At 69.0% G+C, this 24,156-nt stretch carries 22 protein-coding genes and 1 pseudogene; 6 read left to right on the forward strand and 17 right to left on the reverse strand.

Features of this window, described 5'->3' with window-relative positions:
* Positions 1-197: 197 nt before the first annotated feature.
* Positions 198-1,355, forward strand: a complete 1,158-nt coding sequence (locus AQJ91_RS22675; RefSeq protein ID WP_107122498.1) for an acyl-CoA dehydrogenase family protein — start codon at positions 198-200, stop codon at positions 1,353-1,355.
* A 57-nt stretch (positions 1,356-1,412) separates the two neighbouring features.
* Here AQJ91_RS22675 and AQJ91_RS22680 read toward each other — a convergent pair whose 3' ends face one another.
* The 7 genes from AQJ91_RS22680 to AQJ91_RS22710 form a co-directional block, all read right to left on the reverse strand.
* Positions 1,413-1,934 carry a DUF6879 family protein gene (locus AQJ91_RS22680; protein ID WP_067024735.1) on the reverse strand — a complete coding sequence of 174 codons (522 nt, stop codon included), beginning with the start codon at positions 1,932-1,934 and terminating at the stop codon, positions 1,413-1,415.
* A gap of 57 nt (positions 1,935-1,991) precedes the next feature.
* Positions 1,992-2,474, reverse strand: a complete 483-nt coding sequence (locus AQJ91_RS22685; protein WP_067024738.1) for a hypothetical protein — start codon at positions 2,472-2,474, stop codon at positions 1,992-1,994.
* A gap of 98 nt (positions 2,475-2,572) precedes the next feature.
* Positions 2,573-2,797: a DUF397 domain-containing protein gene (locus AQJ91_RS22690; protein ID WP_067024741.1), complete on the reverse strand. Its 225-nt coding sequence runs from the start codon at positions 2,795-2,797 to the stop codon at positions 2,573-2,575.
* A gap of 398 nt (positions 2,798-3,195) precedes the next feature.
* Positions 3,196-4,047 carry a helix-turn-helix domain-containing protein gene (locus tag AQJ91_RS22695; protein ID WP_199847999.1) on the reverse strand — a complete coding sequence of 284 codons (852 nt, stop codon included), beginning with the start codon at positions 4,045-4,047 and terminating at the stop codon, positions 3,196-3,198.
* Positions 4,023-4,556 carry a DUF6879 family protein gene (locus tag AQJ91_RS22700; RefSeq protein WP_067024744.1) on the reverse strand — a complete coding sequence of 178 codons (534 nt, stop codon included), beginning with the start codon at positions 4,554-4,556 and terminating at the stop codon, positions 4,023-4,025. Before AQJ91_RS22700 ends, AQJ91_RS22695 begins: the two co-directional genes overlap by 25 nt.
* A gap of 280 nt (positions 4,557-4,836) precedes the next feature.
* Positions 4,837-5,019: a DUF397 domain-containing protein gene (locus AQJ91_RS22705; RefSeq protein WP_067024747.1), complete on the reverse strand. Its 183-nt coding sequence runs from the start codon at positions 5,017-5,019 to the stop codon at positions 4,837-4,839.
* 10 nt (positions 5,020-5,029) lie between these two features.
* Complete coding sequence (locus AQJ91_RS22710; RefSeq protein ID WP_067024750.1) at positions 5,030-5,881, reverse strand: helix-turn-helix domain-containing protein; 852 nt, start codon at positions 5,879-5,881, stop codon at positions 5,030-5,032.
* A 240-nt stretch (positions 5,882-6,121) separates the two neighbouring features.
* Here AQJ91_RS22710 and AQJ91_RS22715 point away from each other — a divergent pair, with 240 nt between their 5' ends.
* Positions 6,122-6,565 carry an ATP-binding protein gene (locus AQJ91_RS22715; RefSeq protein WP_067024754.1) on the forward strand — a complete coding sequence of 148 codons (444 nt, stop codon included), beginning with the start codon at positions 6,122-6,124 and terminating at the stop codon, positions 6,563-6,565.
* Between the two features lie 45 nt (positions 6,566-6,610).
* Here the strand turns inward: AQJ91_RS22715 and AQJ91_RS22720 are convergent, their stop codons facing one another.
* Positions 6,611-7,168, reverse strand: coding sequence for an acyl-CoA thioesterase (locus AQJ91_RS22720; protein ID WP_067024757.1), 558 nt, complete (start codon positions 7,166-7,168; stop codon positions 6,611-6,613).
* 119 nt (positions 7,169-7,287) lie between these two features.
* Between AQJ91_RS22720 and AQJ91_RS22725 the strand changes: the two genes are divergently transcribed.
* Entirely contained in the window at positions 7,288-8,589 is a 1,302-nt protein-coding gene (locus AQJ91_RS22725) for an LCP family protein (RefSeq protein ID WP_067024760.1), read from the forward strand.
* An 81-nt stretch (positions 8,590-8,670) separates the two neighbouring features.
* On the opposite strand, the gene AQJ91_RS22730 is transcribed toward AQJ91_RS22725, so the two are convergent.
* The 4 genes and pseudogenes from AQJ91_RS22730 to AQJ91_RS22740 form a co-directional block, all read right to left on the reverse strand.
* Complete coding sequence (locus AQJ91_RS22730) at positions 8,671-10,077, reverse strand: APC family permease (RefSeq protein ID WP_067024763.1); 1,407 nt, start codon at positions 10,075-10,077, stop codon at positions 8,671-8,673.
* Between the two features lie 219 nt (positions 10,078-10,296).
* Positions 10,297-10,659 carry a four-helix bundle copper-binding protein gene (locus AQJ91_RS22735; protein ID WP_067024766.1) on the reverse strand — a complete coding sequence of 121 codons (363 nt, stop codon included), beginning with the start codon at positions 10,657-10,659 and terminating at the stop codon, positions 10,297-10,299.
* Positions 10,660-10,767: 108 nt separating this feature from the next.
* Positions 10,768-10,972 (reverse strand): annotated as a pseudogene (locus tag AQJ91_RS55865) (SAM-dependent methyltransferase); the annotation flags it as partial.
* A gap of 84 nt (positions 10,973-11,056) precedes the next feature.
* Positions 11,057-12,520, reverse strand: coding sequence for an LCP family protein (locus tag AQJ91_RS22740; RefSeq protein WP_079085122.1), 1,464 nt, complete (start codon positions 12,518-12,520; stop codon positions 11,057-11,059).
* Positions 12,521-12,658: 138 nt separating this feature from the next.
* Here AQJ91_RS22740 and AQJ91_RS22745 point away from each other — a divergent pair, with 138 nt between their 5' ends.
* Positions 12,659-13,702 (forward strand): glycosyltransferase family 2 protein, encoded by a 1,044-nt coding sequence (locus tag AQJ91_RS22745; RefSeq protein ID WP_067024772.1) that lies wholly within the window; start codon positions 12,659-12,661, stop codon positions 13,700-13,702.
* Positions 13,703-13,753: 51 nt separating this feature from the next.
* On the opposite strand, the gene AQJ91_RS22750 is transcribed toward AQJ91_RS22745, so the two are convergent.
* The 4 genes from AQJ91_RS22750 to AQJ91_RS22765 all read right to left on the reverse strand — a co-directional run bounded on the left by AQJ91_RS22750 (position 13,754) and on the right by AQJ91_RS22765 (position 20,036).
* Complete coding sequence (locus AQJ91_RS22750; RefSeq protein WP_079085130.1) at positions 13,754-15,382, reverse strand: LCP family protein; 1,629 nt, start codon at positions 15,380-15,382, stop codon at positions 13,754-13,756.
* Positions 15,383-15,715: 333 nt separating this feature from the next.
* Positions 15,716-17,479 carry an LCP family protein gene (locus AQJ91_RS22755; protein ID WP_079085123.1) on the reverse strand — a complete coding sequence of 588 codons (1,764 nt, stop codon included), beginning with the start codon at positions 17,477-17,479 and terminating at the stop codon, positions 15,716-15,718.
* 223 nt (positions 17,480-17,702) lie between these two features.
* Positions 17,703-18,929, reverse strand: a complete 1,227-nt coding sequence (locus AQJ91_RS22760; RefSeq protein WP_107122501.1) for an LCP family protein — start codon at positions 18,927-18,929, stop codon at positions 17,703-17,705.
* Positions 18,930-19,280: 351 nt separating this feature from the next.
* Positions 19,281-20,036 (reverse strand): TIGR03089 family protein, encoded by a 756-nt coding sequence (locus AQJ91_RS22765; protein WP_067024782.1) that lies wholly within the window; start codon positions 20,034-20,036, stop codon positions 19,281-19,283.
* A 129-nt stretch (positions 20,037-20,165) separates the two neighbouring features.
* Between AQJ91_RS22765 and AQJ91_RS22770 the strand changes: the two genes are divergently transcribed.
* Together AQJ91_RS22770 and manB are read left to right on the forward strand one after the other, a co-directional pair.
* A complete protein-coding gene (locus AQJ91_RS22770) occupies positions 20,166-21,689 on the forward strand; it encodes a peptidoglycan recognition protein family protein (RefSeq protein WP_079085132.1) in 1,524 nt (507 codons plus the stop codon).
* Between the two features lie 166 nt (positions 21,690-21,855).
* Positions 21,856-22,938 (forward strand): mannose-1-phosphate guanylyltransferase, encoded by a 1,083-nt coding sequence (manB, locus tag AQJ91_RS22775; RefSeq protein ID WP_067024790.1) that lies wholly within the window; start codon positions 21,856-21,858, stop codon positions 22,936-22,938.
* A 149-nt stretch (positions 22,939-23,087) separates the two neighbouring features.
* Here the strand turns inward: manB and AQJ91_RS22780 are convergent, their stop codons facing one another.
* Positions 23,088-24,098, reverse strand: a complete 1,011-nt coding sequence (locus AQJ91_RS22780) for a DNA-3-methyladenine glycosylase family protein (protein WP_079085124.1) — start codon at positions 24,096-24,098, stop codon at positions 23,088-23,090.
* Between the last annotated feature and the right edge of the window lie 58 nt (positions 24,099-24,156).

Raw genomic sequence — 24,156 nt, forward strand, 5'->3', positions numbered from 1 at the left:
GCTCCTGGGGTACGGCTGCGGTGTACGGCGTTCAATGCGCTGACCGAGCATAGTCGGGGCATGGGCGCGCCCCCCACTGGACACTTAACCCGCTGTCGCCAAGCTCACGTATCACTCCCGTGGGCAGGCCCCTAAAATTTGGGTTACTTAACGGTAATTAGCGTCAGCATCAGAGCTTCTTTGGAGCGTGAGAGACCTTGGCCGGATCGGCTGACTTCGACCTGTACCGCCCGTCCGAGGAGCACGACATGCTCCGCGACGCCATCCGCTCGCTGGCCGAGGCGAAGATCGCGCCGTATGCCGCCGCGGTCGACGAGGAGGCCCGCTTCCCGCAGGAGGCGCTGGACGCGCTGGTGGCGAACGACCTGCATGCGGTGCACGTGCCCGAGGAGTACGGCGGCGCGGGCGCGGACGCGCTGGCGACGGTGATCGTGATCGAGGAGGTGGCGCGAGTCTGCGCGTCCTCTTCTCTCATACCCGCCGTGAACAAGCTGGGCTCGCTCCCGGTGATCATCTCCGGCTCCGAGGAGCTGAAGAAGAGGTACATGACCCCGCTCGCCAAGGGCGACGGAATGTTCTCGTACTGCCTCTCCGAGCCGGACGCCGGCTCGGACGCGGCCGGCATGAAGACGAAGGCGGTCCGCGACGGCGACCACTACGTCCTGAACGGCGTGAAGCGCTGGATCACCAATGCGGGCGAGTCCGAGTACTACACGGTGATGGCGGTGACGGACCCGACGAAGCGCTCGAAGGGCATCTCGGCGTTCGTGGTCGAGAAGTCGGACGAGGGCGTCTCCTTCGGCGCCCCCGAGAAGAAGCTCGGCATCAAGGGCTCCCCGACCCGCGAGGTCTACCTCGACAACGTCCGCATCCCCGCGGACCGCATGATCGGCGAAGAGGGCACCGGCTTCGCCACGGCGATGAAGACCCTCGACCACACCCGCATCACCATCGCCGCCCAGGCCCTCGGCATCGCGCAGGGCGCGCTGGACTACGCCAAGGGCTACGTCCAGGAGCGCAAGCAGTTCGGCAAGGCGATCGCCGACTTCCAGGGCATCCAGTTCATGCTCGCCGACATGGCGATGAAGATCTCCGCGGCCCGCGCCCTGACGTACCAGGCGGCGGCGGCCTCGGAGCGGGGGGACGCCGACCTGACGTATCTGGGGGCGGCGGCGAAGTGCTTCGCGTCGGACGTGGCGATGGAGGTGACCACGGATGCGGTGCAGCTGCTGGGTGGTTACGGCTATACCCGCGACTATCCGGTGGAGCGGATGATGCGCGACGCCAAGATCACGCAGATCTACGAGGGCACGAACCAGGTCCAGCGGATCGTGATGGCCCGCAACCTGCCGTAACCACCACGACGGGGAGAAGCCCCGGCCAGCCATTCGGCCCGGACCGGGGCTTCCTCGTCAGACGTCCAGCCCCTTCGCGTACTGCTCGAAAGGCACCGACTCGGCCAGCGCGATCCGCTTCCACTCCAAGTACGGGGTGATGTCGCCCGTAATCAGCTCCCGGTTGATCTGCGTTCCGTCCGGGCGGTAGTTGAGATGAACGACGGTTGTCTCGTCGAACATCCAGAAGTCCTGCTCAGGCAGTCCGGGGTTCGAACCGTCGGTCAGATCGATGACGCGATAGTCCTCCCCGGCCGCGACATTCGTCGGAACTCCCCACGAGAAGGAGTACCTGCTGTACGGCGTGAGCGGCTGACGCACGATCTTCGCTCGGGTCATCGTCCGCCCCGCCGCCGCGTGCTCGCGAATGGTCTGATGCCACCGCGCGTTGAAGCCGTCCGGCATGGGTTCCCCAGCCAGGAACGCGCCGAAAGTCGCCGCCTCGCCGGGCATGGTGTAGGTCTGGTGCACTTCGAGCCGGAACGCCGAACGCTTGAAGTCACGGAAGTACGCCTCCCATTCGTCGCCGTCCAGGTACACGGGGTGTGGGGTCAGAACCGCCGGTGGGCACGAGCGGCCTCCTTCGAGATGTCTTGGTCACACGAGGGGACAGGGCAGGGTGGGTGTCGAGTGGTTCGGGGAACAGGTCACCACGGCCAAGTGCAGGTACGCGGGGCGTTCGAGGTAGAAGCCGTACGACACATCGGCTCCTGTATCGAGTCGTTCAGCGGCGGAGTCGACCAGCCTGGCCAGGCGGCCGGTATCACGGTCGTGCTCGCAGGCGAACCGATGCATGTGCTCGGTGAGTCGTTCCCCGATCCAGGCTGCCGCCTCCTTCGCCTCATCCCACGTGCCGCGAATCAGTGAACGCGGCTTGATGAGCCAGTACGCCGTCTCCAGCGGAGGCAAATCGACGGTGGGGAACTCCGTTGCCACTTCGCGGTAGCGCTGGAGCAGCCGTTCTCCGCCGGGGTCACCCGGGGCCGGCGGGGGCGGCGGCGCCGGATGTGGAGGTCGCCGAAGCGCCTCTTGGTCGAAGCGCTCCTTCGGGCCGGTCCACAGATAGCCGTGGTGGTGCACCAGTCGTTCCCGTTCGGTGTTGGCAGTCGGGGAACCAGCAGGGCCCGGCCCAAGGAAGCTACGGCGTGAGCGGCGCCCTGCTGGCGAGGAGAGGAGGATCAGACGTTCAGGCCGAAGCGCGCCGGCTCGATCCCGGCCGCGTCCAGCTCCTCCGTGGTGAACCGCAGCGGTTGCACGTCCGGCCGCTTGCTGTCACCGAGGGCCCAGGCGTCCTCACCGATACGCGCAAGGGGCACGCATCCCTCCGTGCAGGGGCCGCCGCACGCTTTCACGAAGGAGGCCCTGTCGATGTCGAGCACGTACAGGTCGGTTCCGTTCTGCATTGCTGCACCTTCCTGTTCAACTGATCGCGGCCATGACTGACCGCCGCCGCCCTCGTGGGCGGGAGTTCAAAGGGGGGAGAGGGAGCGTCCCTCAGCGACCGGAGCCCTTACCCCGTTCGGCGGAGAAGCTCGAATCAATTCCCCTGCTCATGACGTGTGCACCTCTGCCTGGTGCTTGCGCATCCTTACGTTGCCGTCGGATACGGCGCTGTAGTCCCCCGTGGAGCGGGCGTTTTCGCGGGCCACCGATAAGGACAGGCAGTCAGAGCAACCGGATTTCGGCGACGGCTCAAAGGGCGGTTCCGACAGGCACGTCCCCACCGTGGTCGGGGTTTGAGGATCGGAAGTTCTCTCTTCACTCTCCATGGCGCCATCTTCGACGGCCTATGGATGCGGAACTAGCCCGTTTCCTGTTCTCGCAAAAGGTCGTCGCGGATACCCTCGACCAAGCTCCGCATGTCCTCACCGGACATCGCCACCCGTTCGAACCCCTCAAATTTCTCGATGTACAGAGCGACATCTCGGGGATCGGTCACAGCCAACTCTGCATGGACGGTTTCCACTGTCACCATGCGGTCGTCCTTGATGGAGAAGGAGTGACTGGGGAAGTCCGTCTGCCGCGCGGACAACGGCACAATCCGGAGGTCAACGCTCGGAAGCCGGGAGACGGAGATGAGCTTGTCGAGCTGCCCGGCCATCATCAGAGGCGGCAGGACCCTCCAGCGGAGGACTGGTTCCGTCACGATAAAGCGAAGCTGCCGCCCCGGCTCGTAGAGAATTCTCTGTCTGGCGAGCCTTGCCCCTACGGCACGTGCGAGCTGTTCTTCGCTGAGTTGTTTGCGTCCCAGGACCGCCTGTACGTACTCCGGCGTCTGCAACAGGCCCGGGACGAGGGCGGGTTGAAAGAGCCGCAGCAGAGTCGTCCTGGCCTCGATCGCCTGAATCTGCTGCTGTTTCCGGTGATACCCGAGCCGCTGGTACAGACGCCATGCCGTTGCCTCGGTCGCCGCCGCCCGAGCGACCGACATGTACTCGGCTTTGACGCCCTCGGACACTCCTATGGCGGTAAGGATGTGCTCCATGTCCACGACGCTCGGCATGACGCTGCCGTTCTCAATCTTGGACAGCTTCGAAGCGGACATGGCCGCGCCACGGGCGACGGCTTTGGCCTCCTTCCCGGATGCCTGCCGCAGCGCCCGCAGCGCGGATCCCAGCTCAGCTCTGTTCACTCCCCGTGCTGCGCCCACCATTCCGTGAAGGGCACGGCCTGTGCGAGTGCCGTGTCCCGGTAACCCCGGAATGTGACCAGCTGGTCGTCTTCCTCCAGGAGTTCACTCCCGAGGTACTTCCCAGCCCCGTCGTATGCCATGACCCCTGCCACCCGGTCGTCGAACAGCCAGAAGTCGGGCGCATCCGGGATCGGGTTCTCCCACTCAGTGGTGTCGAGGATGAAGAACTCCTCACCGGCGCTCATGTTCCGGCGGTATCCCCAGGACAGTTCGAACCGGAGGTAGTCTGTCAGCGGGCGCGACAGGACGTGCACGCGGTACACGCGCTTGCCGGCCGCAGTGGCGTTTCCCACCGTCGTCAGCCATGCGGCTGTCTTGTACGACTCCGGTTGCTCCTCTCCCGCCAGGAACGCTTGATAGGCGTCGACCCCGCCTGACTGGCTGTAGTCGTCCAGCGTCTCCAGCCGGAAGGCCTCCCGCTCGAACGCGGTGAACCATTCCCCGAGAGAGCGGCTAGATGAAGTTGCCACGGACAGCCTTTCGGATCAGCTCGACGGGGATTTCGACGAGGCCTTCGTGCGCCGGGATCTCTCTGTCGTGGTCGATCAGAATGCCTCCCTGCACAACGAGGGTCCCGCGGTCGGTGGCATACAGCGTTGGGCACTCACCCTCGTCGCACTCACCCACACTCCAGCCGTGTCAGCTGCACCACTGTGTACTCCTCCTGTCGGGGATCAGTTGTCACAACTGATCGTCCCGACTCCGGCAGAGCTCCTGCAAGGGCCCTTGGTTTCCGTTACTGGAAACCGCTCAGCGGCTCGCGTCCGGCGCGTGCGAGAGGAAGTACACCCAGACAGTGGGCCGGAGGGTGAGGTGCGGACCGGCGGGGGTCTTGGAGTCGCGGATGTGGATAGTGGTGGGCGTGGCGGCTATCTCCACGCAGTTGGCGGCTTCGGCGCTGTACGTGGACTTCTGCCAGGTGAGTTCGGGCATGGTGGGTTCCTCAAAGTTCTGCGGCGATGCGACGGATGAAGTCGCGGGACTCGGGCTCGGGAAGGGCGCGTGACTCCATGCGGTCCAGTACGGAGCGGTAACGGTTCAACTGAGCTTCCGCGTCAAGGAATTCGCAGCCGTGGTCGGTGTCCAGGACAACGGTGTCGAGCTGTGGGACGGGGCCGGTCGCGTACGTAATCGGCTGGCCCGAGGCGGGGAAGCCGGTCTGACCGAAGGGCAGTACCAGCACGGTGACCGTGGGCTGCTCGCTCATCTCGAGTAGGTGATGGAGCTGTGCCTGGGCGACATCCGGACCGCCGAAGCCCATGCGCAGGGCCGCTTCGTGGACGATGGTCGTGTAGGCGGTCGGGACGTCCTCGAACAGGACAGCCTGGCGCTTCACGCGGTACGAGACACGGTGCTCGATCTCGTACGGGCGTAGTGGCGGAACGGCTTCCCGCATGGTGGCGCGGGCGTGCTCCGAGGTCTGCAGTAGCCCCGGCATGTGAATGGTGACTGCTACGCGCATCGTCGTGGCGTGGTGTTCCAACTCCGCCAGATCAAGGAGGCCGGACGGGAGGTTGTCGCGGTACTCCTCCCACCAGCCCCGCTTGCGGGCACCCGTCATGTCGGCGAGGGCGTCGACGTACGCCTCGTCGGCACAGCTGTAGTTGCGTGCCAGCGTACGTACGCGATCGGCGCTCACGGCGTACCGCCCGGCCTCGATGTTGCTGATCCGGGCCTGCGGGGCGCTCAGCAGTCCGGCAGCCGCGGTCGACGTCAGTCCCGCGCGCTCGCGGAGTTTGCGCAGCTCGGCGCCGAGGCGCTGTTGGCGCAGGGTCGTTGTGGAGGCGGGTGGCATGTCGAGTCGTCTCTCTCCTACGCGCGAGTGTGCAACGTCACTCACACGAGTGGTAGTTGGTAGACCTTCGCGGATTCGATGGAATACCTTCCAATCTCCACGCTACGTTGCACGTGTTGGCCGCTCAACTCCCCTCGCCCGTAAGTCGGAAGCGCACCAATCCAGGCAATACCACGGCCCGGAGCGGTAGTTGAGCGAGGCGACCACGTCCCCTTCCCTGCGAGATTTCTGGAGGTTTCCATGCGCACCGTATCCCCGCCCCACACCTGGGTGTACTCCCTCCGCCTGCCCCACGACCCCCGCGCGGCACGGGTCGCACGCATGACCGTACGGTCAGTACTCGACAGCCACGGCAGGCCCGAAGTCCTCGACACCGTCGAGCTGTTGATCTCCGAGATGGTGACGAACGCCTACCTGCACACCAGCGGCCCCGCATCCCTCCGTCTGACCGCGCTCGCCGACGGACGTCTGCGCGTCGGGGTCTGGGACAGTCACCCCCGCATTCCCGCACCCTTCGGGCGACCGCCCCACGATCACGTCTCGCTCGCCCCGGCGGATGCCGACGGCGGGCGCGGCCTGCGCCTTGTACAGGAATACGCCGACTGCTGGGGCGGCGTGCCTTTCGGCGATGGCCTCTTCGACCGCCGCGCCGGGAAGCTGCTCTGGTTCGAGACGAGCGGGTGAACCTCCCGCCCCATCCCACCCTGCCCCGCCCCGCCGGAGGTGCGGTCAGTCCTCGAACCCGTCCGCAATCCTCTTCTCCCGCAGCTCCATGATCGCCCGCCGCCGTGCCAGCCGATGCGTCCGGCGGATCTGGGCCTCCTGGTAGCGCCGCTTGTCGCGCTCGGTCTCCGGCAGCACCGGCGGGACCCGGCGCGGTTTGCCGTCGGCGTCGACGGCGGCGAAGACGAGGTAGGCGGAGCCGACCTGGGTGGCCGGGGTGGACTCGTTCCAGCGTTCGGCCAGGACCCGTACGCCGACCTCCATGGACGTCCGGCCGGTCCAGTTGACCTGGGCCTTCACATGGACGAGGTCGCCGACGCGGACCGGTTCCAGGAAGGCCATCTCGTCCATGGACGCGGTGACGGCGGGACCGCCGGAGTGACGGCCGGCCACCGCGCCCGCGGCGTCGTCGACCAGCTTCATGATCACGCCGCCGTGCACCGTGCCCAGAAGGTTGGTGTCGCTGTGGGTCATGATGTGGCTGAGGGTGGTGCGGGACGCCGAGGTCGGCTTGCCGGGGATATCCGGAGTTTCCGATTCCGAAGCTGCGGCCTGGTCTGTCATGGCCTCCACCTTATGTCGACCCGACATTCGCGGACTTTGTGTCGGGTTCGCAACAGCCGTGCCCCTTTTTTACGCGGACCCTTGTAAGAGACACAGCCCGGCCCTGCACACTGGGGCGCATGAACGATTGGCCCGAGGCATGGTCCGACGACAACCGCGGCAACCGGTACGGACGCGGCAGCGCGAGCGCAGAGCCTGAGAGCGCCCGTGTGATGCGCCAGGTCCGGCGGCCCGCCTCGGGCGCGTACGGAGGCGGTCCCAACCCCTCCGCGCCGCCGTACGGAGGCGGGGTGCCGCCCCAGCCGTCGTACGTCGACGGCCAGGGCCACGGCGGATACGACGACAGTGGCTACAACGACAGCGGCTACAACACCGGCCAGGTCTACGGCGGGGGTGGACCTGGCGGCCCCGGCGGTACGAGGATGCGCGAGCCGCGTCCGGCGCCGAACTGGGGGCGCCGTATCAAGCGGACCGCGATCACGGTCGTGACCGTGATGGCCGTCACCACCATAGGCACCTACTTCTGGGCCGACTCCAAGCTCAACCGCGAGGTCGACCTGTCCAAGGTCATCGAGCGGCCGGAGGCGGGCGAGGGCACCAACTACCTGATCGTCGGCTCCGACAGCCGTGCGGGTATGTCGGCCGAGGAGAAGAAGAAGCTGCACACCGGGTCCGCCGAGGGCAAGCGCACGGACTCGATGATGATCCTGCACACCGGCTCCAACGGCCCCACCCTGATCTCGCTGCCGCGCGACTCGGACGTGGAGATCCCGACCTTCAAGGGCTCCGAGTCCGGCAAGACGTACCAGGGCACGGGCCGGCACGTGAAGCTCAACGCCGCCTACGCGGAGGACGGCCCCGAACTGCTCGTCCGTACCGTCGAGTTCAACACCGGTCTGCACATCGACCACTACGTCGAGATCGGCTTCGCCGGTTTCGCGAACATCGTGGACGCGGTCGGCGGCGTCGAGATGGACATCCCGCAGGACATCAAGGACACCAAGTCCGGCGCGGACTTCGAGAAGGGCAAGCAGACCCTGAACGGCGAGGAGGCGCTCGCCTTCGTCCGTACGCGGTACGCGCTGGCGGGCTCCGACCTGGACCGTACGAAGAACCAGCAGAAGTTCCTGTCGGCCCTCGCCAACCAGGTGGCGACCCCGAGCACGGTCCTGAACCCCTTCAAGCTGTACCCGACCATGGGCGCGGGCCTGGACTCCCTCATCGTCGACAAGGACATGAGCCTCTTCGGCCTGGCGGACATGTTCTGGTCGATGAAGGGCGTCAGCGGCGGCGACGGCAAGTCGATGAACATGCCGATCTCCGGGTCGTCCGGCGGCAACCTCGTCTGGGACAAGGCGATGGTGAAGACGCTGGTGGAGCAGCTGAAGAACGACGAGACGGTGACCGTTTCGGGCAACTGACCAGGGCTGGGCCCGGGCCTGGGAGTTCGTGCGGGCGGCACAGTGCGGCCCGCACGGCTCCCGGTGACGTGACAACGACGGTCAGCGCGCCCCGACGGCCTCGATCAGCCGCTCCTCTGCGTCCTCACCCGGCGCCACCTTCGGCAGCCGCCACAGGAACAGGGCGCCGACCAGCCACCACGCACCGACGATCACCCACTCCGACGGCCAGACCAGGGCGGCCGGCATGCCCGGCAGGTACAGGACGCCCAAGCCGAGGCTGAGCACCAGCGCGGCGATGCCGACGGCCGGGCCGGCCGGGGTGCGGAACGGGCGTTCCATGGCGGGCTCGCGGCGGCGCAGTACCAGGAACGACAGCACCACGACGACGTACGCGACGACGATGTTGATACCGCCCGCGTCGACGAGCCACACCAGCATCGGCCGGCCGAAGAACGGGGCGAGCACGGAGAGGCCGCCGATGAAGAGGACGGCGTTGCCCGGCGTGCGGTACTTGGGGTGGAGCTTGCCGAACCAGGCGGGGATCATGCGGGACTCGGCCATGGCGTAGAGGAGTCGGCTGCCGCCGATGAGGAAGGCGTTCCAGCTGGTCAGGATGCCCGCGATACCGCCGATGATCAGAAGGTTGCCCATGGCCTCGCTGTGCCACAGGGCGGCCATGGCGTCGGCGGCGGCGAGTTCGGACTTGGCGAGGGTGGCGGAGTCGAGGCCGGAGCCCACCGTCAGCATGATCATGACGTACCACGCGGTCGCGCAGAGCACGGAGATGACCAGCAGCTTGCCCACCAGGCGGTACGGCAGCTTGATCTCGCCGGCGGACTGTGGGATCACGTCGAAGCCGACGAAGAGGAAGGGCACGGCGACCAGGACCGTGAAGACGCCGTCCATGCCGCCGTTGACCATCGGGTCCATGTTGTCGGTGGAGCCGCCCTTGAACGCGCCGACGAGCAGCGCGGCGCCCGCGGCGAGCAGGAAGAGCACGGCGACGGTCTGGAAGACGGCGGCGGGGCGGATGCCGATGTAGTTGACGGCGGTGACGGCGATCGCCGCGAGGACGCCGACGGCGACCCAGCTGGCGTAGACGTCGTAGCCCTGGATGGTCCACATGTGGCCGGCGAGCATGTCCGGGAAGAGGTTGACCATGCTGTGCGGGAGCGCCACGGCCTCGAAGGCCGCGACCGACACATAGCCGAGGACCATGGCCCACGACGCCACGAAGGCGCCGCGTCCGCCGAGCGCCCGCAGCGCGTAGTGGTGTTCGCCGCCTGCGTGCGGCATCGCCGAGACCAGTTCGGCGTAGGTGAGGCCGACGAGCGCCACGACGAGCCCGCCGACGACGAGTGCGAGGGCCGCGCCCACCGGCCCGGCGTCGTTGATGAAGCCGGACGTGAGCACGATCCAGCCGAATCCGATCATGGCTCCGAAGGCCAGTGCGAGGACATCGCCTCTGCCGAGCACTCTGAGAAATCCGCCGCTGTTGTCCGTCATCCGCCGAGCCTGCCTCTCTGGGGGTGCGCGCATCCGGGGTGCGTGCATCCGGGGGAGACAGCAGTGGAGCGTATGTCCGAACATGAACGCCAGGATCGAAATGTATAACTAGGATCGTATACATATCCATAATGGCGAAAGCGCTGGTGGGGCGAGGTCCCCCGGGCATGACCAAGGGCACCCCAAGAGGTGCCCTTGGAAACACTGGGACGAGATCCGTCACATCGTGGCGCCCGCCATCGCGCGGCAGGACTCGGCACAACGGCGACACGCCTCGGCGCAGCGCATCATCTGCGGGTCGTCCGGCATGGACATACACGCCTCGGCGCACATCTCACACGCCTTGGCGCACATCGCGCACATCTCGGTCGACATCGGCGAGCGGCGCATCATCATGTCCGCACACATACGCGTGGTCTCGGCGCAGTCCATGAGCGTCCGCATGATCTGCATCTGGGCCTGGCCACCCAGCTGCATGCAGGAACTCATGGTCTCCTCGCACACACTGTGGCAGGACATGCACGCCTCGACGCAGTCCTGCATCGCCTTGCTCATCGCGGTCATGGTTCCCTGCTGGGGCATGGCTCCTCCTGGGGGGGGTGCGGGAGCCCGGGCGGGCCCCGTGCCCTTCCGTCCTACGCCCGCCCGCGGCTCCGCGCCATCCGGCGGACGCCGGTAATCCGGTTCAGGGCCCCGCGGCCGACTCCGCAGAAGTGCGTGACGTCGGGGGCCTGGGACGCGCTGGGCGACCTGGTGGGTGTTGTCGGCGGTCTGCAACCCGCTGCCGACGTCCGGGAACTGCCGTATCCCCGCCTCCCAGGCCAGGAACCGAACCGCACGACGCCCGCGCCGGAAACCGCCGGTTCTCCACCGCCGAACGGGGCAGCTCCGGCACGAAGGGCAGCACCTGGTCGCCGACCTCCTTGTCGACGGCGGTAGTCCATGCCGCCGAGCCGGCTATGGCGTTCTACGGTCCGGGCTACGAACACCCCACCTCATCCCCCCGCACCACCCCGGACTCCCGCTGCCCAGGATCCGCCGCCTTCACCTTCCGCACCCCCCGGAAGTCCGCCCCCACCACCACCTTCAACGTCGCCCCCAGCCCTTTGACCACCCGCAGCTCACTCCCGGGCAACGCGGCCGCCAGCGACTTCGCCGACCGGTCCCACCGAGGGTCGTACGCGACGACCGTCCGCTTCACCGTCCGGTCCGCCGCGTTCACCGGCTTCCGTGTCGTGCGGAAGCCCTTCGCCGCCAGCGCGGAGTCCACGCGCCGCCCGAGTCCCGCCGTCGCCGTCCCGTTCTCCACCTGGACGCGGATCTGCCGCGGGGCGATGTCCACCCGTACCGCCTTGGCGCCCGGCCGCCGTACGGACAGTGGCCGGTCGTCGCGGAGGGACCGGAAGAGGCGGTCGGCCTTCTTGGCGTCCCACTTCAGGGTCGAGCCCAATCCCTTGACGACGTATCCCATCCGGCCGATCGGGACCGTCGTGAACTCCGACGACGACGGTGAGAAGTTCCGCATCGCGCGGCCGAGGTCGAGCAACTCGTCCGCGCCGAAGCCCTTGTCGGCGCGTACGGAGCCCAGCACCGCCCGTGTCACGTCCCGGAACTTCATGGGGTTGAGGAGGATGCCGGAGGACGTCGCTCGGTCGATCAGCGCCGCCATGAAGCGCTGCTGACGCTGCATCCGGCCCAGGTCGGAGGCGCCGTCGACGTGCCGGGCGCGGACGTACTGGAGGGCCTCGCCGCCCTTCAGGTCGTGGGTGCCGGGCGGCAGGTCGAGGCCGGTGTAGGAGTCCTTCAGCGGTTCGGCGGTGCAGATCTTCACGCCGCCGAGTACGTCCACCGTCTTCATGAAGCTGGTGAAGTCGACCTCCAGATAGTGGTCGATCTTCACCTTGGTCATTTTCTCGACCGTACGGACCGTCAGGTTCGGGCCGCCCTCCGCGTACGCCGCGTTGATCTTGATGGGGTGTCCGCCGTGCCGTCTCCCGGTCGTCCCGTCGGTGTGCGCGGGCGTCATGGCGTACGAGTCGCGCGGCAGGCTCACCACACTCGCCCGATCCCGGTCCTCCGAGATGTGCACGATCATGATCGTGTCGGTGCAGTGGCAAGGCGCGCCGCCGAGCCGGTACTTGCGGCGCTCGGCGTCCGTGATTTTGTCGCGGCCGTCCGTGCCGACCAGCAGGACGTTCATGCCGTGGCCCGCGCGCGGGCGGTTCTTCATGTCCTTGAAGGGGTCCACGCGCGCGAAGCCCGCGTCCAGGCTGGTGATCACCGCGTGCCCGATCCCGGACGAGGCCAGGACCACCACGGACAGCGCGGTCACCGCCCGCATGGCCCAACGCGGCTTCTCCCGCCGTACGGGCGGCCTCGGCGCGCGGCGGGACGGCTGCGGGCGGCGTTGCGGCGCGGGGGAGCGGCGGGGCGGCGTGGGCATGGGGACACCTCCGCTGGGAGCGGATCTGGGGCCGTACGTGGGATCCGTGAGCACCGTAGGCCGATACGATCTGTGGCCCGACTCAGTACGCCGGCGGCGCGCAACGGTGTCCCCCGTTCGCGGTAACGTGATGCCCCTATGAACGCCAAGCCCGACGTACAGCTCCCCGCCGTTTCTGTGATCATGCCCGTCCTCAACGAGGAGCGGCATCTGCGCGGAGCCGTCCAAGCGATCCTCGCGCAGGAGTACGCCGGCGAGATGGAGGTCGTGATCGCCCTCGGTCCGTCCACGGACCGCACGGACGAGATCGCCGCCGAGCTCGTACGGGACACTGCGTCCGACAGAAGCAAGCGCGTCCACACCGTCCCCAACCCCACCGGCCGTACGCCCGCCGCCCTCAACGCCGCGATCAAGGCCTCCCGCCACCCGGTCGTCGTCCGCGTCGACGGGCACGGCATGCTCTCGCCGAACTACATCGCCACCGCCGTACGGCTCCTGGAGGAGACCGGCGCGCAGAACGTCGGCGGCATCATGCACGCCGAGGGCGAGAACGACTGGGAGCGCGCGGTGGCCGCCGCCATGACCTCGAAGATAGGGGTCGGCAACGCGTCGTTCCACACGGGAGGCGACGCCGCGCCCGCCGATACCGTCTACCTCGGGGTGTTCCGGCGCGAGGCGCTGGAGCAACAGGGCGGCTACAACGAGGAGTTCATCCGCGCCCAGGACTGGGAGCTCAACTTCCGGATCCGCGAGGCGGGCGGGCTCATCTGGTTCTCGCCGGAGCTGAAGGTGTCGTACCGGCCGAGGCCGTCGGTGAAGGCGCTCGCCAAGCAGTACAAGGACTACGGCCGCTGGCGGCACGTCGTCGCCCGCTACCACGAGGGCTCCATCAACCTGCGCTACCTCGCCCCGCCGACCGCGGTGTGCGCCATCGCGGCGGGCCTGGTCGTGGGCGCCCTGCTGACCCCGTGGGGCTTCGTGATCCCCGGCGGCTATCTCGCGGCGATAGGGGCCGGGTCCCTCCCCGCCGGCAAGGGGCTGTCCCTCAAGGCCCGGCTCCAGATCCCCGTCGCCCTCGCCACCATGCACATGTCGTGGGGCTTCGGCTTCCTCACCAGCCCGCGCGCCCTGGCCAAGAAGGTCATCGCGTCCCGGCGCCCGGCGGTCCTCACCTCCAAGTGAGCCCCGCCGGGCCCCGGCCCGCGCCTATGGCCACGCTCCTACGACCGCGCTCTATGACCAGGTGAAGCCCGGGTTCACCTTCATGCAGGCCTTCGTGTCTGAGGCGTTGAGGGCCTCCGCCGACTCCGGCGTCTCGTCGCTCTGCTTCGGCGCCTCGTACGCCGTGCCCTCCCGCCAGTCCGCGCCCACGAACAGCGTGACCCCGGACACGTCCGTGGACTTCTTGACCGCGCTCGTCGGGATGCCGAGCGCCTTGGCGACCCGCTGGGCGTCGCCCTCGAGGTCGGCGCTCGGGTAGCGGACGACCGTCGTCTCCTCGACCGTCGAGACCGACTGGTCCGCCACCGCCTGCGTGAAGCCCTCGCCGACGAGCAGCCGGGCGACCGCGGAGGCCCGGCCGGCGACCGCGGCCAGCATGGCGGTGCGGGTGCCGTTGCGGACCTGCACGGCGATCTCGTCGTCCGCGGCGGCCGGGTCCGCGGTCGGAGACGCCGACGCCTCGGTGGTCTTCTTCTTGTCCTTGCCGTCCAGGGCGATGTCCTCGCGCACCAGCCGGAACAGCTGGGTGGCGTCCTCGGTGGGCTCGACGCGGGCGCCGACATAGCGGTTGGGCATCGTCGTCATGGTGATGCGCGCGGTCGGCACCTTCTTGAGCTCGCCCGCCAGGTCGTAGAGCTTGTCCACCCTGCCCAGGCCGTCGTCGACGGTGAGCGCCTCGGTGGCCGCCTCCGCGAGGGCCCGCAGCTTGCCCGGGTTGCTCAGCTTGGCGTTCTTGCGCAGCTCACGGACCATCGAGTTCATGTACTGGTGCTGCGCCTTCGCGCGGGCCAGATCGCTGCCGTCCTCGAAGCCGTACCGGGTGCGCAGCCACTGCAGGGCCTGCTCGCCCTTGACGTACGTCGTGCCCTTCTCCAGCTTCAGCCCGGAGCCGTGGCCCGCGCTGTCCTTGGAGTGGATGTTGGCGTCCACACAGACCGGGACGCCGCCGATCGCGTCCGCCATCGACACCACACCCGAGAAGTCGATCATCATGAAGTGGTCGATGTGGATGTCGGTCAGCTTCTCCCACGTCGCCACCGTGCAGCCGGGGCCGCCACGGCCCAGGGACTGGTTCGTCATCCTGCGCCCGACGGTCGCCGCGTACACCTTCCCGGTGTCCGGGTCGGTGCACTTGGGGATCTCCACCAGGGTGTCGCGGGGCATGCTGACGACCGACATGTTGGTGCGGTCCGCGGACACGTGCAGCAGCATCTGGACGTCGGCGAGCGGGGTGGAGCCGAACGTCTCCTTCGCGCCGCCCAGTTCCTGGTTCTCCTTGCTGTCCCGCGCGTCCGAGCCGATCAGCAGGATGTTCAGAGGCGTCTGGCCGGCCGCGTTCGCCTCGGGCTCGGCCGCTCGGTCCTTCGCGTCGCCGAGGTTGAGGGCGTCCTTCCTCAGGTTGTCGTTGAGGTGCTGGTAGTAGAGATACCCGGCCCCCGCCGTGCCCAGTATCACCACCGCCAGTACCGTCGCCGACCAGCGCAGCGCACGGCGTCTGCGCCGCGTCCGGCCGGTCCCGCGACCCCCGCCGCGGTGCCCGCCGCCATCGTGCCGGCCGCCCGGGTCGGCCGGTGCGCCCTCGTCGCCCCGCGGCGTGTCCTCGCCCTGCGACGTGTCTTCGCCCTGCGGTGTCAGGGACATCGTGTCCTCCACCGCGGGCACCTCCCCCCGCACACTGCTCCGCGCCAACTCCCTGCCCTTCCCCACCCTTTGCCCGACACGGCTGCGCCGCCGCGCCGGACCTCCCTGTCCCGCACGGCTCCGCACCCTGTCAGAGCACCCTGTCCACCACGGATCGACACCCTGTCGAACGACTGTGAGCCCGGCCCGCCCCAGCCCAGGCCGGCTCCGCGACCGCCCTGCCGTATCAGACCGGTGTGGGCCCGACACGGTTGTGCCGTTCGCCGGACAGACGTACGCCCGACAAGGGCACGTATCACGTCGAGTAAGACGCGATACGGCCCCGTCGGGTCACTACTTGGCGCATTCCACCTTGTCCGCGGTGGACTTCTGGACCCCCTCGGGAGTCGCGGCCGAGGAGGAGTTGAGCTTCACCCCGGCCCCCTTGAAGTCCTTGCCCAGGGTGAGTGTCATCGTCGGCAGCCCCTGGGCGTTGGTGACGCTCTCGCCCGGCTTCATCGCGGATCCGGACAGACCCATGATGTCGGCGAGCCTGCGCGCCTGGTCGGCCTGGTCGGGGGCGTACTCGAGCGTCGTCTTCGACAGCGTCTTCGGAGCGTTGCCCGCGTTCTCGGACTTGGACACACCCTCGTCGTTCTGCAGGTACAGGAGCTGTGCCTGCGCGCTGCCCGCTGCCGCCCCGCCGTTCAGGATCTGCACCCGTACCTCGGAGGCGTCGGCCTTGGTGCCCTTGAGACGGGCGGCCACGGCGGCGGCCTCCTTCTTCTTCTGCTGCTTGACCTCGGTGAACGACACATCGTTCTTGATCATGTCGAAGACCTGGGGAGCCGACGTCTCGTTGACGACGACGGTCGCCTTGACCTTCTCGGCAGGGTTGTCGATCACCGGGACGGTCGTGAACGTCAGGTTCTTGACGTTGAGCTTGCCCAGCTCCAGACCCAGGTCCTTCAGCTTGCCGATGCTGTCCAGCGCGGAGTCGACGGTCAGCGCCTCGGTGCCCGCCTCGGCCAGCTTCACCATCTTGGTCGGGCTGGTGAGCGTGTCGTTGGACTTCAGCTTGCGCATCAGCGCGCTGAGGAACTGCTGCTGCAGCTCGATCCGGCTCAGGTCGCCGCCGAAGCCGACCGAGTGCCGGGTGCGCACGAACGCCAGCGCCTGCTCGCCCTCGATGTTGTGCGTGCCCGCCGCCAGCTTCAGGTGCGAGTCCGGGTCGTCGATGTCCTTGGCCAGACAGACCTCGACCCCGCCGACCGCCGAGGTCAGCGTCTTGACCGCGTTGAAGTCGGCGACCATGAAGTTGTCCGGCTTCACCCCGGTCAGCTCGGTGACGGTCCGCATCGCGCAGCTGGGCGTACGGCCGTCCTGGCCGAGGCTGGTGTTGAACCGGACGCCGGCCGAGCCCGGGATGACCTTCTGGCTGCCGTCCTCCTGGGTGGTCGGACAGTCCGGGATGTCGACGATCAGGTCACGCGGGATGCTGAGCGCGGTCGCGTTCGTCCGGTCCTTGGAGACGTGCAGCAGGATCGTGGTGTCGGCGTGGCCGACGCTGCCGGCGTCGCCGTAGCCCTCGTTGCCCGAGCCGGTGCGCTTGTCGGTGCCGATCAGCAGGATGTTGATGGCCTTGTCCTTCTGGAAGCCACCCGTGCTCGCGCCGTCGTCCGGAACCGAGTCGATGTTCGAGTTGAGGTGCCGGATGTAGAAGTAGGCGCCAGCGGCCGCGGCGAGCACCACGAAGGCCATGACACCGCCGGTCCACAGCAGCGCCTTCTTCGCCTTCCCCTTCTTCTTCACCGGTCGGCGGCCACGCCGCCCCGGCAGGGGTTCCTCGGGCGCACCCCGGCGCCTGCGCGGCGGCGGGACCTCCCGCCCCGGCACCTCACGCTCCGGCGGTGCGGTCCGGCTGCGCACCGCACCGCCGGCGCCACCCGCTGCACGCGTGGCGCCGGCGGCACCGGACGCGGATCTACGCGGTCTAGGTACGGGCGACTGCGCTGCGGAAGGAGTCAGTCGCAGTTCGTATTCGCCGGTGTTCGGATTGAGTACCCACTGGTCTGCGGGGTCGATGTCGTCCGCCCGCCCACGGCCTTGCGCGTCCACGGTTGTCTGAGTCCTCCGTCGGGGCCACGCGGCGCCTTCCCCCTCCAAGGCGCTCGGGTCTCGGTCAAACAGTGCGCAAGCCTAACTACGGCCGGGTGCACCGGATTGCTCACACTATCCGTCCAGTTCGACGTCAAGCGACGACGGTGACAAATTCCACGTCCCTACAAAGGGCAATCTGCCGCATTTCCCTGAACTGGGGTTCGTCGACTTGGCGATCGCTTTACCCGCAGGCGTCCTCGGCGGCGGTGTTCCCGCGGAAAGTAGGTGTGGGGGCGGGGTCCGCGGCGGGCTCACCGGGCCGTTCAGCGGCCCCCTTCCCGTCGCTGTACCCACCCTCATGGTCATAAGACCGGTACCCGCTGTAGCCGGACGGCCCCGCGACCTCCAAAGGTGTGTCCGTACGCAACCGCTCGAACAACTTCTCCGCCTCAGGTTCCACAAGTTGATCGCGATTGGCGTTGTAGAGGTACGACTCCCGCGGAACAGTCAGAAATTGCACACGTTCGGTGGGGATGTCGCGCAGCCCGCGAGCGAGTTCGTACAAACCACGCAAGCTGGCCAAATCGGGATCTGTGGTGAGCGACGAAGTGGCGGCATCCAGCACCGGATAAAGCTTGACCGGATTCAGGAGTACGCCATTGCTCCACACCTTGTTGACGAGCGCCGCGAGGAACCGCTGCTGCCGGTCCATCCGGTCGGTGTCGCTGCCGTCGCCGAGCGACTTGCGGGCGCGGACGTAGCCGAGGGCCTGCTCGCCGTCGAGGGTCACCTCCCCGGCCGGCAGCCGCAGCTTGGCCGCCTTGTCGTCGATCGGCTCCGCCAGACAGATCCGGACCCCGTCGACGGCATCGACCATCTCCTTGAACCCGCGGAAGTCGACGACGGCGTGATGATCGACACGGATGTCGGTGAGCCTCTCGACAGTCCGGACGGTGCAGGCCGAACCGCCCGCCTGGAAGGCGTAGTTGAACATCGCGAACATCGGCTCGGTACGGCTACCGTCGGGCCGTCGGCACCCCGGCACGTCCACCATCAGATCGCGCGGGATCGACACCGCGGTGGCGCTGCGCCGCCCCGCGGTCAGATGCAGCAGGATCGTGGTGTCCGACCGCTCGGTCCCCGAGTCCCGCCCATACGGGCGGTTCCCGTCCCCCGCCCGCGAGTCCGACCCGATGAGCAGAATGTTCCGTGCATCCCGAACCAGCGAGGTGGGCCGCTCCCGCTCGAACCGGGCAAGCTCGGCAGCGGCGGCCTCGTCCCGGGTGATGTTCCCGTCCAGCTTCAGATAAACGGCCACCCCGGCCCCGCCGGCCACGACGACAAGCCCACAGAGCCCAAGGGCCCCGTACCGCACCCACCGCCTCCGACGCCGCCGTATACCCCCCGCACCACTGGCGGACGCCCCCACCGCCTCGTCCACACCGCGGCCCGCCCCCTCGGAGCCCATGCCTGCGTTGTCGGTCACGTGCGACTCCACCCCTCATGACGTACGAACGTGTCGTGCGGGCTGCTTCTACGACCATGGCGTGGGTGGGGGGCGGGGGGTGGGTGGTGATGGGCTGAATGAGTGAAGGGGGATGGGGGAGCGGGAGGCGGGGGTGCCAGGTCTGGGGGGGGAGCGCGCTGGGGGGAGGGGACCCCGCGGGGTGCAGGGGACGCAGTCCCCGCCGGGGTTCAGGGGCGGAGCCCCTGGCGGGGGGGGCGAAGGGGCGGAGCCCCTGGGGATGGGACGGGTAGGGGCGGCGGGGGCGAGAGCCGCCCTGCGTCAGCCGCCCGGAGCCAGCCCCCCGCCCTCCAATTACCGCGCCGTCGCCGAAACCCTCTCGCTCTCGATCCGCCTGGCCAGCGCCTCCTCGCCAAGCGCCTCCAGGTGCCGGCACAGCACCACCGAACCCCCCGTGGCCAGCGCCGCGTACAGCCCGGCGTTGAGGCCCTCCCACGTGTCGTACGGCAGCCCGGACAGGATCCGCGACCCCGGCCCCGTAAGCCCCAGTGCCGGCGCCTCCGCCCGCGCCCGCTCGACGACCTCGGCCCCGCTGAACTCCCGCCCGGCCACGATCAGCGCCGGCCCCTCGGGATCCACCGGCGCGAACGGCACGAATCGGTCACCCTGACTCGGCACCTCGACGGCGTAGTCGGCGAAACCGGCCGGCGGCTGCGGAAAACGGCCACCGAGCGGCCGCAGCGCCAACGCCACCCGTTCCCCACCACACGCCCGCGCCGCATCCAGCGTGTCCGGCCCGCTCACCACCAGGTCGGCGGCCCCCGCCTCCCCGGCCACGTCCGCGACCGCGCCCACCGACGAACACGCCAGCAGCCACACCGCCGTCTGCCAGTGCGCGGGCAACAGCAGCGCGACCCGGTCACCGGGCCCGGCACCGAGGTCGCCCTGGAGCAGGTTCGCGGTCTTGGCCACCCAATTGGCGAAGGTGGCCACGGACAATTCGACGCGTTCCCCGGTGGCGTCGTCGTAGAAGGTCACCAGGGGGCGTCCGGGATCCGCAGCGAGCGCGGAACTCAGCAGGTCGGCAGGGGTGCGATCGGTGGCATTCACCCGCGCAAGCGTACGCGGACACACCGGCGCGCACGGCCCGGCGGTGCCACCGGATCGGCCCATTGCCCCCCGACAGCCCGTCAATTCCCCAATAGACAGACTTGTGTGGCTATGTCCAACATCAGGGGCATGCGTGGATTCCTTGCTTCCTCGATCGGCGTCACCTGCGCGGCGGCCCTGGCCGTCCCGCTGACCCTGCCCGCAACCGCGGCGACCGCGGCGACCGCGGCGACCGCGGCGACCGCGGCGACCGCGGCGACCGCGGCAACCGCGGCGACCGCGGCGACTGCGGCGACTGCGGCGACTGCGGCGACCGCGAGACCGGCCCCGACCGCGGAAGCGGCCACCTCCGCCGGTCCGGCGGCCGAGCCGTACGCCCCCGGCAGCACCCAGTCCCTGCCCCTCACCCCCCGTACCCGTGCCTTCGGCGTCCCCACCGAACAGGGCCTGCTCCGCCCGGACGTACGCCCCTTCTCCCTCGTCGGCGTCGTCTGGGACAACCCGGACACCGAACTGCACGGCAGCGTCCAGGTCCGCACCCGTACCGCCGGCACCGACACCTGGTCCGGCTGGCAGGACGTGGAGACCCACAACGCCGAACACGCGGCCGACCCGGGCACCGCCGAACGCGCCTCGTCCCGGTTGCGCGGCGCCACGGCCCCGCTGTGGGTGGGCGAATCGGACGGAGTGGAGGTACGAGTCCAGACGGCCACGGACACCCGCACCTCGCACCCGGCCACCCCCCTCCCCACCGGCCTACGCCTGGAACTCGTGGACCCAGGGACGGCGCCGGCGCCACCTGAGGCCGACACCCCCACGACCGTCTCGAGGGCCGACATCGCCGGCACCTGGCACACCAACACCGTCAACACCATCGACACCATCGACACCATCGAGAGCGCCGAGGCCCTGGCTGCCTCCGCCGCCAACGCCGAACTCGCGCCCCTCGGCGCCACGGAGATCCCGGAACTGAACCAGGCCCAGACCGAGTGGGAGCTGTTCACCCTGCGCGCGGGCGAGCTGATGGAGGCGCAGCAGACGAAGCCGTACATCGGCCCGCGCCCGCGCATCGTCACGCGGCGCGGCTGGGGCGCGAACGAGAGCTGGCGGGAGCGGAAGTTCGCCTACACGAAGAAGGTGAAGGCGGCCTTCGTGCACCACACGGCGTCCGGCAACAACTACAGCTGCTCGCAGGCCCCCTCACTCATCCGCGGTATCTACCGCTACCACGTCAAGAGCATGGGCTGGCGCGACATCGGCTACAACTTCCTCGTCGACAAGTGCGGAAACATCTACGAGGGCCGTGCCGGGGGCGTGGCGAAGCCGGTCCTGGGCGCCCACACTCTCGGCTTCAACACCAACAGCATGGGGATCGCCGTCCTCGGCAGCTTCGGTGCCAGTAAGCCGCCCGCCGCCGGGGTGAAGGCCGTCGCGCGGCTCACGGCCTGGAAGCTGGGCCTGTTCGGCGCCAATCCGCGTGGCAAGACATACCTGAAGTCGGACGGTGGCAATCTCTACCGAAAGGGAGAGAACGTACGACTGAATGTGATCTCCGGCCACCGGGACGGCTACGCCACGGAGTGCCCCGGCGGGGAGCTCTACCGCAAGCTCGGCTCGGCCCGCACCACGGCGGCCCGCTTCCAGGGCCGCTGACGCCGGGAACGGGCGGCTCGGGAACCGGGAACACATTCACCGCCGTCGGGGGACGAGAGGCGGAACGTGACGCCGTACTGCCGTCGAGGGCACCGCGCAACGGTCTGCACAAACTGGCCGGTCGAAAGACAGTTCGGCCGGTCCCGGCAGGAAGCAGAGACGACAGGTGACAGAAGCGATCCTCCTGGTCGGCGGCAAAGGCACCCGGCTGCGTCCGCTCACGGTGCACACGCCCAAGCCCATGGTCCCGGCGGCCGGAGTCCCCTTCCTCACGCACCAGTTGGCGAGAGCGAGAGCGGCGGGCGTCGACCACATCGTCCTGGCGACGTCCTATCTGGCCGAGGTCTTCGAACCCCACTTCGGCGACGGTTCGTCCCTGGGCCTCCACCTGGAATACGTCACGGAGGAAGAGCCCCTGGGCACCGGCGGAGCCATCCGCAACGTCGCCTCACGCCTCTCCTCATCCCCCGACGACCCGGTCCTCATCTTCAACGGCGACATCCTGACCGGCCTGGACATCAGGGCTCTGGTGGCGACACACGAGCGCACCGCCGCGGACATCTCCCTCCACCTGACGAAGGTGCCGGACCCGAGGGCGTACGGCCTGGTCCCCACGGACGAGACGGGCCGCGTCACCGCCTTCCTGGAGAAGCCGCAGACCCCGGAGGAGATCGTCACCGACCAGATCAACGCGGGGGCGTACGTCTTCCGCCGCTCGGTCATCGACACGATCCCGGCGGGCCGCCCGGTCTCGGTGGAAAGGGAAACCTTCCCGGACCTCCTGGCAGCGGGAGCCCACCTCCAGGGCATGGTCGACTCGACGTACTGGCTGGACCTGGGCACCCCGGCGGCATTCGTCCGAGGCTCCGCGGACCTCGTCCTCGGCCGGGCCCCGTCCCCCGCGGTCCCCGGCCGCTGCGGCGACCGCCTCATCCTCCCGACGGCCACGGTCGCCTCCGACGCCAAACTGACCGGCGGCACGGTGGTGGGCGAGGGCGCCTTCGTCGCGGAGGGCGCGCGCGTCTTCGGTAGCACGATCCTCCCCGGCGCGGTCATCGAACCGGGCGCGATCATCACCAACTCCCTCATCGGCACGAGGGCCCGCGTAGGCGAACGCTCGGTCCTCACCGGCACGGTCATCGGCGACGGCGCGATCATCGGCGCCGACAACGAGCTGAAGGAGGGCGTCCGGGTGTGGTGCGATGCGCGGATTCCGGCGGGGGCGGTGCGGTTCTCTTCGGATCAGTAGGGGGCGGCGGTCCCTGAGGCGGGGGCGGGGGTTCGAAGCGCCGGTACGGCCTGCCCGGCGGAGCCGGACATGGGCGAAAAGACCTCCTGGAGCGCCGCCCCAGGAGGCGGCCTGAGCCAGGAAACTCCTCCCGTCAGGGAGCGGAGCAGTCAGAACCGCCCGATGTCCCCCCGAGGCATCCGCGGCGCCAGCCTCGGCGGCGTATGCCCGCTCAACAGAATCAACCGAGCCGCCCGATGCCGCTCCCCCGCATACGGCTCCAACAACTCCAGCATCAGGGAGTCGTCCGCATCCCGATCCCCGGCCAGCGCCCACCCCACAATCCCCGGCAGATGCAGATCCCCCACGGTCACCGCATCCGCCGCCCCATGACTACGCTGCACCACTTCCGCCGACGTCCACGGCCCGATCCCCGGCACGACCTCCAACCGCGCCTGCGCATCCTCCGGAGACATCCTCACCGCCTCCTCCAGCCGCCGAGCCACCCGGACAGCCCGCAGAATCGTCGACGCCCGCTTGTTGTCGACCCCGGCCCGGTGCCACTCCCACGACGGAACGAGTGCCCACGTCCGAGGCGAAGGCATCACCCACAACCGCCCACCCGCCGCAGGCCCAGGTCCCGGCGCCGGCTCCCCGAACTTCCGTACCAGCAACCGCCAAGCCCGATACGCCTCATCCGTCGTGACCTTCTGCTCCAGTACTGACGGAATCAACGACTCCAGCACCAGCCCCGTCCGCGTCAGCCGCAGCCCCGGCCGTCGATGCCACGCATGGGCGACAACCCGATGCCGAGGCGCGAAAACGGACGGATCATCGGCGGCCCCGAGCAACTCGGGCAGCTGCTCCAGCAGCCACGAAGCCCCGGGCCCCCAGGCCTCACCGCGCACCTCACCGCCGTACACGGAAACCCGCAGCGTCCCCGGCCCCGCAGGCGTCAGACTGGCCCGCCACACGGACCCGTCCGGCATCGCCCGGAACGTGGGATCCCCCGGCCCCCGCCGCAGCGGCCCGAGCACCAGCCTCAGATCGAACGGCCCGTCCGGCACGTACCTCCGCACGCGCCCCGACTCCGCGCCCACGGCCGCCCGCGCGCCGGGCACGACGACCTCCCCGCTGCGTACGGTCGTACGTGTGGGCCGGGGAGCGAAACGTCCTGCCACGAATGAGGTCCTAGGGAAGTGGGAGGGGCCCTACGAGGGTAGACGCTAACCGGTGCGC

The organism is Streptomyces dysideae (genome assembly GCF_001514305.1).
In the GTDB taxonomy this organism is placed as follows: Bacteria; Actinomycetota; Actinomycetes; order Streptomycetales; family Streptomycetaceae; genus Streptomyces; species Streptomyces dysideae.